Source organism: Collinsella aerofaciens, from assembly GCF_040915545.1.
GTDB classification, from domain to species: domain Bacteria; phylum Actinomycetota; class Coriobacteriia; order Coriobacteriales; family Coriobacteriaceae; genus Collinsella; species Collinsella aerofaciens_BE.
Window position 1 is genome coordinate 78318 of the sequence record NZ_JBCPDH010000003.1, and the last position, 12819, is coordinate 91136.

Consider the following 12819-nt stretch of genomic DNA (forward strand, 5'->3'; position numbering starts at 1 on the left):
GGCTCACGGTACATCAACCAGCACGATCGATCCGAAAGGAGCCTGCGTCATGGAGCGTCCCTGCGCATGGAAAAAGTACACGCCACAGCAAGTCGAGGAGCTCGAGGAGCTTTGCCGCGGCTATAAGCAGTTTTTGAGCGAGAACAAGACCGAGCGCCTGTGCGTCAAGACCGGCATCAAGATGGCCGAGGAGGCGGGATACGTCGACCTGGAGACCGTGATCGCCGAAGGCCGCGAGCTCAAGGCAGGCGACAAGGTGTACGCCGCCAATCACGGCAAGGACCTCATGCTCGTCAACCTGGGCAACGCCCCGCTCGAGCAGGGCTTTAACATCCTGGGCGCCCACGTGGACTCGCCGCGCCTAGACCTTAAGCAGAACCCCGCCTTCGAGGCCGGCGACATGGCCTACCTCGACACGCACTACTACGGTGGCGTCAAGAGCTACCACTGGGTGGCCTCCCCGCTCGCACTCGTGGGCGTCATCTGCAAAAAGGACGGTACCACCGTCGACATCAATATCGGCGACAAGGCGGACGACCCGGTCTTTACCATCTCCGACCTGCTGATCCACCTCTCGAGCGAGCAGATGTCCAAGCCTGCCAAGGACGCCGTCGATGCCGAGATTCTCGACGTGATCGTGGGCGGCCGCCCCGTCAAGTTTGACGAGGACGACAAGGACGCCCCCAAGGAGCCCGTCAAGCAGATGTTCCTGGATATCCTCAAGGAGCAGTACGACGTCGAGGAGGAGGACTTCCTCTCCGCCGAGATCGAGGTCGTGCCCGCCGGCCCCGCCCGCGACATGGGCCTCGACCGCTCCATGATTCTGGGCTATGGCCATGACGACCGCGTCTGTGCCTACCCCTCCATGCTTGCCCAAATCGACGTCGCCAACGTGGAGCGCACGAGCATCACGCTCATCGTCGACAAGGAGGAGATCGGCTCCGTGGGTGCCACCGGCATGACGAGCCGCTTCTTCGAGAACACCGTCGCCGAGATCATGACGCTCGCCGGCGAGAATAGCCCGCTGGCCCTGCGCCGCGCGCTCGCCCGCAGCCGCATGCTCTCCTCCGACGTGTCCGCCGGCTTTGACCCGGGCTATGCCGGCAAGTTCGAGACCAAGAACGCCGCCTTTATGGGTCGCGGTCTGTGCTTTAACAAGTACACGGGCAGCCGCGGCAAGGGCGGCTCCAACGACGCCGATGCCGAGTACGTGGCCCTCGTCCGCGACATCATGGACGAGGCCGGCGTGGACTTCCAGACCTGTGAGCTCGGTCGCGTCAACGCGGGCGGCGGCGGCACCATTGCCTACATCATGGCCAAGTACGGCATGAACGTCATCGACTCCGGCGTTGCCGTCCTGTCCATGCACGCCCTGTGGGAGGTCGCCAACAAGGCCGATATCTACGAGGCCTATCGCGGCTACAAGGCCTTCCTCGAGCGCGCCTAACCAGCCCCTTCATCAGTTGCGGTGAAATACGGACTAAACTGGCCTATAAACGGCCAAAACAGACCGTATTCCACCGCAACTTCCTTTTTGACAGAGGAGAGTCCATGCTGCAGGTCATCATTTCGCCCGCCAAGCAGATGCGCTCGGCCCAAGATGCTTTTGAAGTCCTGGGCATTCCGCCCTTTGCGCGCGAGACGGCTCGACTGCATCGCGCGTTGCTAGATATTGAGCGAAATGAAGGCAGCGGCGGCCTGCAGGCGCTATGGAACGTGAGTGACAAACTGCTGGGGCCTTGCCTCAACACCCTGCATGAGTTCGAGCCCATCTTGGAAAACGGCGACCTCGACAATCCCGATATCGCCCGCAATACCTCCCCCGCCGTCATGTCCTATCACGGCATTCAATACCAGAGCATGGCACCCGAGGTGATGGATGCCGCGCAGCTCGCATGGCTGCAAGACCATCTGTGGATCCTCTCGGGCCTTTACGGATGCGTACGCCCCTTTCATGCCGTCGAACCGTATCGGCTGGAGATGGGTGCGAAGCTCGCCGTTGACGATGCCCGAGACCTCTACGCGTTTTGGAGCGACAAGCTCGCGCGGGTTATCGCCCCGGCAGGTTCAAACACCACGATCGTCAACCTCGCCAGCGTAGAGTATGCCAAAGCCGTTCTGCCCCACCTCGCGGGCGACGCCACAGCCGTCACGTGCCTCTTTGGCGAGGGTATCCGCAACGGGAAGCCCATCCAACGGTCGACCGCCAGCAAAAAGGCGCGCGGCTCCATGGTGCGGTGGATGGCAGAAAACAAGCTCGAGGATGCAAGCGAGCTCACCGCGTTCGACGTTGGTTATCGACACTTTCCCGAGCTCTCATGCCCAGGCACCCTCGTGTTCATCAACGAGCACTCTAGAGCCGGCACCCAACACTGACCCGCTCAGCTTTCTCCATATAACTTGCGGTGGAATAGTTCCTATTTGAGCCTTTTATCGCACAATCAGGAACTATTCCACCGCAACTTTTATGAATTGGCTGCTAGGCTCGACACCTATTCTGCTAGACCGTCGGCCTTTGCAATCCCATTTGTCGAACCGTCCTGATAGACAATCTTGACGTGCTCAACCTCGGACACCGCAACACCCGTCGGAGGCTCCAAACGCCATTCCGTCAGGGCGATATCCATGGTCGTGGGCACGTCCCCCTGATCTTTGAGCTTTACCGTGAGCGTTTTGAGCGCTGCATCAAACGTCACGCGTTCGATTTCTTCACCCGGAATGGATCCACCACTCAGCTGCAGCTGCACAAACTCGTCGCGCGGATACCAATAGTCGCCCGGAACGGCGAGCGTATTGGCATTACCGCCAGTACTCCTCACCGTCATAATCGGCAGGGCATCATCGGCCTCAAATTCCCAGGCAGCGCCGCCGCGACCGCCAAACGTCCAAATACAAAAGGCAATCACCAGCACGGCAAGCACCGCAAAACCAATCGCAACCAACCCATGGTGCGCACGGCTTTCCTCGGCCGATACATCCCATTGCGTCTCTCGATATAGATGCTTGTCTTCCATGTACGCCTCCCCACAGGCACGCTCGTTAGGCCAATCGTACCCATTCGAGCTATACTTGAGCCCATTACATAAACGGGGAGCTTGCAGGACAAGACGGCAGGCTGAGATTGGGCGCGCCCGCCCTGACCCGCAAACCTGATATGGGTAATGCCAACGAAGGGAGCCGTGCCAATGAGCACACAGACCGAGCCCAAGCTCGTCACGCAAATCGACTTCGCCCGCGCCGGGCAGATCACACCGCAGATGAAGGAGGTCGCCGAGCGCGAGCATCGCGACCCCGAGTACATCCGCGAGCGCGTGGCCGACGGCCGCATCGCCATTCCCGCCAACATCGTGCACATCAAAAAGGGCATGCGCGCCTTTGGCGTCGGCGAGGGCCTTTCCACCAAGGTCAACGTCAACCTGGGCATCTCGGGCGACAAGGCCGATGCCGCCGAGGAATGGAAGAAGGTCAAGATCGCCGAGGACTTTGGCGCCGACGCCATCATGGACCTCTCCAACTCGGGCAAGACGCGCCAGTTCCGCCAGCAGCTCATCGACGAGACGCCGCTCATGGTAGGCACCGTCCCCATGTACGACGCCATCGGCTACATGGAAAAGCCGCTGGTCAAGCTCACCAAGGACGACCTGTTCGAAGTCGTGCGCGCGCATGCCGAGGACGGCGTGGACTTTATGACCATCCACTGCGGCATAAACAAGTCGGTCACCAAGACCTTTAAGGAGACCGGCCGCCTGATGAACATCGTGAGCCGTGGCGGCTCACTGCTGTTTGGCTGGATGGAGGTCACCGGTAACGAGAACCCATTCTATGAGTTCTACGACGAGCTGCTCGAAATCTGCCACGAGTACGACGTAACGATTTCGCTCGGCGACTCCTGTCGCCCGGGCTGCCTCTACGACTCCAACGACGCCACCGAGACCGCCGAGATGATCGAGCTGGGCAAGCTGTGCAAGCGCGCATGGGCCGCCGGCGTCCAGGTTATGGTCGAGGGTCCGGGCCACATGGCGCTCGACGAGATCGCCGCCAACATGAAACTGCAGAAGCGCCTGTGCCACAACGCCCCGTTCTATGTGCTCGGGCCGCTGGTGACCGATATCGGCGTGGGCTACGACCACATCACCGCTGCCATCGGCGGCGCCATCTCCGCCAGCTCCGGTGCCGACTTCCTGTGCTACGTGACACCGGCAGAGCACCTATGCCTGCCCAACGCCCAGGATGTGCTCGACGGCCTCATGGCCACCAAGATCGCCGCACACGCCGCCGACATCGCCAAAAAGGTGCCCCACGCCCGCGACATGGACGACAAGATGGGCCAGGCACGCCGCAAGCTCGACTGGGACGCCATGTGGAAGTGCGCGCTCGACCCGGTTACGGGCAAGAAGCGCTACGAGGAGTCCCCCGCCGCCACCGAGGGCACTTGCACCATGTGTGGCAAGATGTGCGCCGTCCGCACCGTCAACAAGATCTTCGAGGGCACCACGATCGACCTCGGCATGGAGGACTAGCCCTGTCGCCGCGGCCGCTTCTGGCGGCGAGCTGGTGCCTGTCAATTGTTGACTTGTGAACATTTACTTACACTTGCGTAGAGATTGCATCGCCCGCCCGGGTTCGGCATAGAGTCGGCCCGGGCATCTTTATAATGCTGGCTTAAAGACCCATTTGATTCCGACCGAACAAGGGAGCGAACATGGATCGTAGTAAGGTACCTGCCGTCCTGTCCATCGCGGGATCCGATTCCAGCGGTGGCGCCGGCATTCAGGCCGACATCAAGACCATCACGGCGCACCGCCTGTATGCCGAGACGGCCATCACCGCCATCACAGCGCAAAACACCCTGGGCGTTACCGCCGTGCAGGATATCTCGCCAGATATCGTAGCCGCGCAAATTGACGCCGTTTTTGACGATATCCGCCCCAGCGCCGTCAAGATCGGCATGGTTTCTTCTGTCGAGATTATCGAAGTCATCGCCGACCGCTTGAGCGCCTGGAACGCAACGAACGTGGTCGTCGACCCCGTCATGGTCGCCACCTCGGGCGCGCGGCTGATTGCCGAAGATGCCGCCGAGGCGCTCACCCGCCGCCTGTTCCCGCTAGCGACGGTTATCACGCCCAATATTCCCGAGGCCATGGCACTGCTCGACTATGAGGTCGACTCCGAGCGCACGCAGCAAAATGCTGCCATGCTCCTCACCCGCCGCTTTGGTTGCGCATCCCTCGTTAAGGGTGGGCATCTTGTCAACGAGGCCAACGATGTACTGGCCGAACCCGCGCCACTCGATGACGAGGGCAACCATCTGGGAGATCCACTCACCACGTGGTTCCGCCACAAGCGCATCGAGACCGACAACACGCACGGCACCGGATGCACGCTCTCGTCCGCCATCGCCTGCGCGCTGGCTCAGGGCATGGATCTTGCCGACGCCGTCAACGCCGGCAAGGCCTACCTAACCGGCGCTCTGGCCGCCGGCTTTGACATGGGCAAAGGCTCCGGCCCCGTCAACCACATGTGGCAGTATTAAGATTCGCAGTCCAAAGCCACCGCAAAGGCGCCCGTCCCCTTTGCGGTGGCTTGGGGTCGCGCTACTCTCCGAGCATCTCTTGGAGCTTGGCTGCCACGGCGTGGCCCAGGCTCTCGTGGCTTTCGGGCATCATGTGCAGATAATCGATATCGCCCGGCTCGGCAAAATCAGCGGCATTCAAAAAGTCGCAGCCAAACTGTTTAGCAGCATACGCATAGTATTCGGCAAAATGCTCCGAGGCCTCGACGGAGCGCTCGTCAAAGTCGGTCATGTACACATCGGCGATCTGCGGTTTAATCTTGATAGGCGCCATCAGCAGAATACGCGGGCAGGGCGCGGCTTCGGTCCAGGGAAACGCGCGGACGGTGCGAATCAGCGCCATGGCACCGTCAGCGATATCGGCAGCCCCCACGCTAAAGACCGTCTTGCAGTCGTTGGTGCCCAGCATAATCACGATCGCATCCAGCGGCTTATGAGCCTCGAGCAGCATCGGCAACGCGCGGATGCCGTTGAGATTAGTGTCCAGATGGCACATGTCGTCGCGTACCGTCGTGCGGCCGTTGAGGCCTTCCTCAATCACGTGCCAGCCCTCGCCCAGGTCGCGCTGGGCCACGCCGCACCAGCGCACATCGTGCGCATAGCGTACCGCGGTGCCGTCGCGCATGCCCGCCGGATCATAGCCGTAGGTATTGCTGTCGCCAAAGCACAGAACGTTTTTCATCGTAAGCCCTTCCTCTAGTAAAAAGAAAAAGTCGGCGGGAGCAGTCTCTCCCGCCGAATCGACCTATCTGTCAGCACATACCGATTACAGGTACTTGCGCCAATCGTCATCGTCTTCATCGTCCTCGGCGGCAGCCTGGGCCTGCTCGGCGGCGCGGGCAGCCGCAGCGCGAGCGGCAACCTGGGCATAGGACTCCTCGTTGCGCTCGGGGAAGTTTGCCAGCACATGCTCGAACTTGGCAAAATCTTCGTCCCAGCGCGTAGAGGGCACGGCAAAAAAGACCTGCTTGACCTTAAAGTCGCCCGATGCGAGCTCCTTGCGGAAGAGCTCGGCCACGGCCTCGGCGTCAAAGCCGTTGTTGTCGCAGCCCCAAGCGCCCAGCACGAGCTTCTCGCGACCCAGCTCGTCGCAGATGGCAAGCACAAAGCGGATGCGATCGCGCAGGGCGTCCAGCAGGGCATCGTCACCCACACGATACTCCTGGCGAGCGCGCTTGGCGTTGGGCGCGGCGGCCACGATCACGTCGGCATACGCATGCACGTGGTTGCGGTCGAAGCGCACCGCAGGCACCACCAGCGCACGGTTGCGGTAAAGCTCGCAGTTGATGTTGCGGCGACGGTTCTCGCCGTACCATTTGCGCTGTTTATCGAGCACGTTGTACAGGTACGAATCGGCACAGAGCGTGGCCTCCTGACCCAGATAGCCCTGGATGTAGCCGCCGCCCGGGTTGGTGAACGAGGCAAAGTCGAGCACGGCCATGTCGCAGAACTGCGCATAGCCTCGGCCGTTATCCAGAATGGCCTGCGTGGCAGAGGCGTCGAGCACGGTGACCTCGGGCAGGACCGGAGCGGGCTCCTCGGCGGCAGGCGCGGACTCGGTCTCCGTGGCCTCCTCTGCGTGTGCAGGCTCGGCCGTAACCTCGGTCTCGGCGGACGCAACCTCAGCGGTCTCGGCCTCGGCGGCCTCAGACTCCTCGGCAACCTGTTCCTCGACAGCGTCGGCCGCTTGGGCCTTGGCCTTCATCGCCGCGACAAAACCGGCAGGCATACCATCGAACTCGCACACGCCGGCAAGCGAACGCTCGATATCCTTGGCGCACGCTTCGGACACAGTTGCCACGTGACGCTCGGCGGCCTTGGCACGGGCCTCGCGCTTGGGATTGGGCTGACCCGCTCGGTTGGACCTGCGGTTACGGTTCCTGTTGTCGACGTCTGCCATACATGGTCACCTTTCCTGTCGCTGCCGCTATCGGCTTTTCCCATCCATGATACCCCGCCGAGTACAAAAAAGACGGCCCCGAAGGACCGCCTTTCGCATCGATTTACACGCACGGCAAGCACCGCCGCAATTCGCCACTAGTCGCGACGGCCAAGGATGTTCAGGATGCGCAGGAACACGTTGATAATGTCCACGAACAGATTGGACGCCATGAGCACGGCGTTGGGCAGCGTAGGCGGCACCGTCGTGGCAACATAGGTGTCGTAGCCAATAAAGCCGGCGAACACCACGATTACGATCAGATCGGTGATGGTCTGCGAGACGCCCATGAACATCAGCACGATCTCAACCAGAATAGTGGCGAGCAGAATGCCAAAACCGATGCCATATACGCGCTGGAAAAACTTGGGGAACGTCACGCCCAAGGCGCCAAAGACAAAGGTGATGGCGGCCGTGGCGATAAAGGCAGTGTTGATGGTGGGCAGGTCGTAGTTGGCAAGGCCAAACGACGCGGTCAGGCCAAAGGTGCTCGCAAAGATTACGTAGCCCACAAGGGACAGGCCCACGGACTGCTTACTGGCGGCGGCCGACATCATGACCATGCCGACGATGGTCAAAATAAACGAGCCAAAGACCAGCGGCAGGGCGGCGCCGCTCATCATCATGCGCGCAAACGACATGGTGCTCGTAAAGTAGGCGCCGGCGCCCATGGCGCAAAAGCCCAAGAAGATCAGGGCAGACATGGCGAGATTGTACGCGCGCGGCGACATCTCCTTGGCGCGGCTTGCGCCGCTCTCGACGGGGCCGTTCTGATAGCCCTGGATATCGTTCATAGGTTCGTCCTTTCAAAAAGTGCCGTGAAAGACGGCGCAGCAGGTGACAAGATTCCTGTCATTGTACCCGAATGCCGTACGTCCTTACCCACGGCGCTCGCCCTCGAGCGTACGGTCGAATGCCCACACCCACCAACGCATCAGATGGGCCTGCGAACCATCTGGTCGTTCGCGCGTCTGGTCCTCCAGATACAACTCGGTCGCGTGCCCGCCAAAACGCACCTTATAGGTTGCCGTACGGATGCCGTGAACCGTCAGGCCAAACCCAGTGGTCGAGACAATCTCGTCAATCGTAAAGCAACGGCCGTCGACCCAGCAGACGGTGACCGGCACGACCTGTCCGCCCGCGAGGATGCGAGCCACGACGTCCACATACTGCTTGTGCACGCGCCGAGTTTTGCCATCTGTCTGTCGATATTCCATGCCTCCTATTATCGAACGCATGTTTGCATGTTGTAAAGCGAACAGACTGTGGTTTTGGAGTGTCGTAGTAATCGCACGTGTCCGCATGGCGTTTTAGCAAAAAGAACACCCGCGGTCAACAGGGCTAATATTCAATTTTAGTGCCAAAAAGTTCACTTCTCCCATCAGAACTCGGTAAAGAAACCCACAGGAGGTGATACGATTTATCATGTTTTTGTAACGTGTCTGCAAACTTCGAGAAAGCCCATATATGGACGTAACGTTCTCAACCTTCCTCGGCCAAATTGTGTCGAACCCAGTCCTTGCCGTCACCGTGATCCTCGCGTTGGGCGCCATCTTCGTCAATGGATGGACCGACGCGCCCAACGCCATCGCGACCTGCGTCACTACGCGTTGCATGCCCGCCCGCGCCGCCATTCTCATGAGCGCCGCATTCAACTTCCTCGGTGTGCTCATCATGACGCACTTTAACGCGAGCGTCGCCAATACCATCTCGCATATCGTCGACTTTGGCGGAAACAGCACCATGGCGCTCGCGTGCCTCTGCGCGGCGCTGTTCTCCATCGTCGTCTACGGCGCCACAGCGTCGCGTTTTGGTATCCCCACCTCGCAAAGCCACAGCCTTATCGCCGGCCTGACCGGTGCCGCTATCGCCCTCGGCGGCGCGAGCAGCGTCAACGTCCACGAGTGGATGAAGGTCATCTACGGCCTGGCGCTCTCCATCGGCCTGGGCTTTGTCATGGGCTGGGTCCTGTGCAAGCTCGTCTCGATTCTTTTCGCCGCCGCCAACAGGCGACGTGCCAATGTCTTCTTTAAATACGCTCAGATCGCGAGCGCTGCGGCCATGAGCTTTATGCACGGCGCGCAGGATGGACAGAAGTTCATCGGCGTGCTCTTTTTAGGCGTGGCCTTTGCCAGCGGCCAGACGAGCGTCGGCGATGCAGGCATCCCCATCTGGATTATGCTGCTGTGCTCGGCCACTATGGGTATCGGCACCAGCGTGGGCGGCGAGCGTATCATCAAGTCCGTCGGCCAGAGCATGGTCAAGCTCGAAAAGTACCAGGGCTTCTCCGCCGACCTGGCGGGCGCCGCAAACCTGCTGCTTGCCACCCTTACCGGCATCCCCGTGTCCTCCACCCACATCAAGACCTGCGCCATCATGGGCGTCGGTGCCGTCAAGCGCCTTTCGGCCATCAACTTCGGTGTCGTCAAGGACATGATGTTCACCTGGTTCTTCACCTTCCCCGCCTGCGGACTCATCAGCTTTGTCATGGCCAAGCTGTTCATGATGTTCCTCTAGTCAAACCGAACGTCCATCCGGACTGCATTACCTCGCCCGCCCATCTTCACCTCGAAAGGACCACCCATGGCAAAGAAACCCGATTCGTTCTACTTTGACAACTACGTCGCCTGCGCCGACCTAGCCGTCCAGGCCGCAGAGCTGCTCACCAAGATTTTTGAGAACTTTGACCCTGCGCAGATCCACGACATGCTCGATAAGATGCATGCGATTGAGCATGCGGCAGACAAGAAGCACCACGAGCTCGAAGACGCCCTGCTCACCGCCTTTATCACCCCGCTTGAGCGCGAGGATCTAGACCTGATGAGCTGCTCGCTCGACACCGTGCTCGATCGTATCGAGGGCGTCGTGCAGCGCGTCTACTTCACCAACATCCAGAGCATCCACCCCGATGCCATCGTCATCGCCCACAAGGTGACCGACGCCTGCCGCGCCATGAAGGACCTGATGGTCGAGCTGCCCAACTACCGCAAGTCCAAGACCCTGCGCGAGCTCGTCATCCAGATCAACACCATCGAGTCCGAGGCCGACGAGCTCTACATCAACGCCATGCGCAACCTGCACGTTAACGGCAAGGACCCGCTCGAGGTCATCGCTTGGCGTGACGTGTACGCCTTCCTGGAGTACTGCGCCGACTGCTGCGAGAATGTGGCCGATGTCGTGGATTCGATTGTCATGAAGAACAGTTAATTGGGGGTACGTGTCCCGGCGGCGAAGGGCCGGCCACGGTTTGCTTTCTCACTCCGGCTGCTTTGCAGAGTCGTTCGAAAGCAAACCGTGGCCGGCCCTTCGCCTTACGTACCACCATTGGGAACTTTGGCTGATACTTTGAAAGCAATGAGGCTTTTGTTGACAGGGCCTTTGAGCCCGATTGGGAACTTTGGGACCGCCTTAAACGTTTGGCTGGATCGGGCTTTGGGTACCCTTTGTTTTGCTTTGGGTTGATACACTGAATTTGGAGGGCTTGGTTGTGAGTTATTTGGATCTGGCTCGGGGTCGGTATTCTTGTCGTGAGTTTGAAGATCGGGCTGTGGAGCAGGCTGTGGTGGATGCCATTGTTGAGGCTGGGCGTATTGCTCCTTCTGCTTGTAATAACCATCCAACCCGTGTGATGGTGTTGGATACGCCTGAGCTTCTGGAGAAGGCTGCTGCTTGTCAGCCTCGGTTTGCTCGTGATGGGTCTATCTTTGGGGCTCCGCCTGTCTTCCTTATTTGCAGCGTTACCGATGACGCTTGGGTGCGCCCGTATGATCAGATGAATTCCAGCGAAATCGATACGTCCATCGTGTGTGATCAGATGATGATGGAGGCCACCGAGCAGGGCCTGGGAACGTGCTGGGTATGCCATTTTAAGCCTGAGGTGGCACAAGAACAGTTCAATCTGTCCAAGGGCGTCTATCCCTATCACATGCTCGTCTGTGGCTATCCTGCCGACCACATCGCCGATCCCGAGCATCGCGAGGCCCGCACCATTCCCCTCCCCGACTTCCTCCTCAAGTAGATTTTTGGGACATGCCTTAAAGCCTACCCTTGACCGTTCATCCGTTCGCCGAGTTCTGCGCCACTATGTGCAGGGCTTGGTTTTTATGTTACGCACCCCGGCACAGTCATAAAAAAGGAGGCTTATAGGACAAAATGTGTGTCCCGATAGAACATCCGTTTCCATCCATTAATCCAGCCAGAACGGGTACGGGTCCCTGTGGTGGAGGTCCTCCCACACGGCCCTGTCGCCCCACTCCGGCCCTCCGTCCTCGCGCGACGGCGAGGCGGAGTAGACGCTGAACAGGAAGTCGATGTCCGCGTCGGTCGGCATCGTGGCGAGCTTCTCGCGCGCCGTCCTCGCGTCCCCCGAATGAGCGTGGCACCACCAGAACACCGCCTTAACGCGCTTGACCGACGTCAGCCCCCGGTGGTTGCGCAGGACGGCCCTCAGCTGCGAGTTCACCCCTCCCTCGATCATGTTGTTGGTCGACGGCAGCGGGCCGGCCTTGGCCAGGGCGGGGTCGAGGTAGGTGAACAGCGTCCCCGCCGACACCAGCGACGACAGCGACGAGCGCGCCCGCCTCAGCCTCTCGTGGGTGTAGACCCTCCTGCCGTCCACCACGGTCCTGTCCTCCAGGAAGTCGGCCCAGAACCCGCACCAGTCGAGGTAGCGCTCGACCCAGAGCTCGGCCTGGTGCAGCGTCTCGATGCCCATGAGGTCGCGCGCGATGAGGTAGAGCTCGCGCCCCGCCTGGAGCTTCGGCCGCGTCGTCGTGTAGCGCTTGACCTGCGAGAAGGCGTGGAAGGTGCACCTCTGGACCCTGGTGCGCGGCCAGGTCTCGCGCACGGCCCTGGCGAACCCGCTCCCGCCGTCGGTGACGACCACGTCGGGCGCCGGGATCGGCGCCATGAGGGCCGACCACGCCCTCGAGTTCTCGGACCTGGCCATGTACCAGGAGACCACCCTCTCGCCGCTGCAGCATATGAGCACCACGAGGACGCGCGCGACCCAGATCCCGTCGGCGTAGAGCACGCGGTGCAGCTCGCCGACGGGGACAGCATCGGCCAGACCTCCCAGAACTCGGCCGTCCTGCGCCTGAAGGACCGTCCGCCGCCCGGCATCATGGCCTGCGAGTCCTTCGAGAGGAGCCACCCGAGGAACTCCTCGAGCCTTGTCGCCGTGTCGTCGTACCTCACCGTCGTCGACGCGCCGCAGGCCGTGCACCTCCACCGCTGGGACCCCGATGAGGTCCTGCCGTTGCGCTTGGTCCGACCGCCGCAGTAGGGGCAATAAACGGCCTTCATGGGC

Annotated in this window: 12 protein-coding genes and 1 pseudogene; 7 read left to right on the forward strand and 6 right to left on the reverse strand. The window is 60.8% G+C overall.

Annotated features, from left to right (window positions below; genetic code table 11):
* Window positions 1-49: 49 nt before the first annotated feature.
* Complete coding sequence (locus AB5202_RS01805; RefSeq protein WP_368143512.1) at window positions 50-1447, forward strand: aminopeptidase; 1398 nt, start codon at window positions 50-52, stop codon at window positions 1445-1447.
* A gap of 104 nt (window positions 1448-1551) precedes the next feature.
* On the forward strand, window positions 1552-2376 hold the full coding sequence (locus tag AB5202_RS01810; RefSeq protein ID WP_368143513.1) for a YaaA family protein: 825 nt from the start codon (window positions 1552-1554) through the stop codon (window positions 2374-2376).
* A gap of 116 nt (window positions 2377-2492) precedes the next feature.
* Here the strand turns inward: AB5202_RS01810 and AB5202_RS01815 are convergent, their stop codons facing one another.
* Entirely contained in the window at window positions 2493-3014 is a 522-nt protein-coding gene (locus AB5202_RS01815; protein ID WP_368143514.1) for a hypothetical protein, read from the reverse strand.
* 171 nt (window positions 3015-3185) lie between these two features.
* On the opposite strand from AB5202_RS01815, the gene thiC reads away from it, so the two are divergent.
* Together thiC and thiD are read left to right on the forward strand one after the other, a co-directional pair.
* Window positions 3186-4520 (forward strand): phosphomethylpyrimidine synthase ThiC, encoded by a 1335-nt coding sequence (thiC, locus tag AB5202_RS01820; protein ID WP_117820371.1) that lies wholly within the window; start codon window positions 3186-3188, stop codon window positions 4518-4520.
* Between the two features lie 182 nt (window positions 4521-4702).
* A complete protein-coding gene (gene thiD / locus AB5202_RS01825) occupies window positions 4703-5533 on the forward strand; it encodes a bifunctional hydroxymethylpyrimidine kinase/phosphomethylpyrimidine kinase (RefSeq protein WP_055286100.1) in 831 nt (276 codons plus the stop codon).
* Window positions 5534-5594: 61 nt separating this feature from the next.
* Here the strand turns inward: thiD and AB5202_RS01830 are convergent, their stop codons facing one another.
* From AB5202_RS01830 to AB5202_RS01845, 4 genes are all read right to left on the reverse strand, one after another.
* Entirely contained in the window at window positions 5595-6254 is a 660-nt protein-coding gene (locus AB5202_RS01830; protein ID WP_349090777.1) for an SGNH/GDSL hydrolase family protein, read from the reverse strand.
* 84 nt (window positions 6255-6338) lie between these two features.
* Window positions 6339-7472 carry a TIGR02452 family protein gene (locus tag AB5202_RS01835; RefSeq protein ID WP_260699161.1) on the reverse strand — a complete coding sequence of 378 codons (1134 nt, stop codon included), beginning with the start codon at window positions 7470-7472 and terminating at the stop codon, window positions 6339-6341.
* A 137-nt stretch (window positions 7473-7609) separates the two neighbouring features.
* Window positions 7610-8305: a Bax inhibitor-1 family protein gene (locus AB5202_RS01840; protein WP_055286094.1), complete on the reverse strand. Its 696-nt coding sequence runs from the start codon at window positions 8303-8305 to the stop codon at window positions 7610-7612.
* A gap of 84 nt (window positions 8306-8389) precedes the next feature.
* Window positions 8390-8728 carry a hypothetical protein gene (locus AB5202_RS01845; RefSeq protein ID WP_006234236.1) on the reverse strand — a complete coding sequence of 113 codons (339 nt, stop codon included), beginning with the start codon at window positions 8726-8728 and terminating at the stop codon, window positions 8390-8392.
* 250 nt (window positions 8729-8978) lie between these two features.
* On the opposite strand from AB5202_RS01845, the gene AB5202_RS01850 reads away from it, so the two are divergent.
* The 3 genes from AB5202_RS01850 to AB5202_RS01860 all read left to right on the forward strand — a co-directional run bounded on the left by AB5202_RS01850 (window position 8979) and on the right by AB5202_RS01860 (window position 11529).
* Window positions 8979-10028 (forward strand): inorganic phosphate transporter, encoded by a 1050-nt coding sequence (locus AB5202_RS01850; RefSeq protein ID WP_006234237.1) that lies wholly within the window; start codon window positions 8979-8981, stop codon window positions 10026-10028.
* A 66-nt stretch (window positions 10029-10094) separates the two neighbouring features.
* Complete coding sequence (locus tag AB5202_RS01855) at window positions 10095-10718, forward strand: DUF47 domain-containing protein (RefSeq protein WP_055309822.1); 624 nt, start codon at window positions 10095-10097, stop codon at window positions 10716-10718.
* Between the two features lie 280 nt (window positions 10719-10998).
* Window positions 10999-11529, forward strand: a complete 531-nt coding sequence (locus tag AB5202_RS01860; RefSeq protein WP_368143515.1) for a nitroreductase family protein — start codon at window positions 10999-11001, stop codon at window positions 11527-11529.
* A gap of 168 nt (window positions 11530-11697) precedes the next feature.
* On the opposite strand, the pseudogene AB5202_RS01865 reads toward AB5202_RS01860, so the two are convergent.
* A pseudogene (locus AB5202_RS01865) lies at window positions 11698-12815 on the reverse strand (IS1249 family transposase).
* Window positions 12816-12819 lie beyond the last annotated feature (4 nt).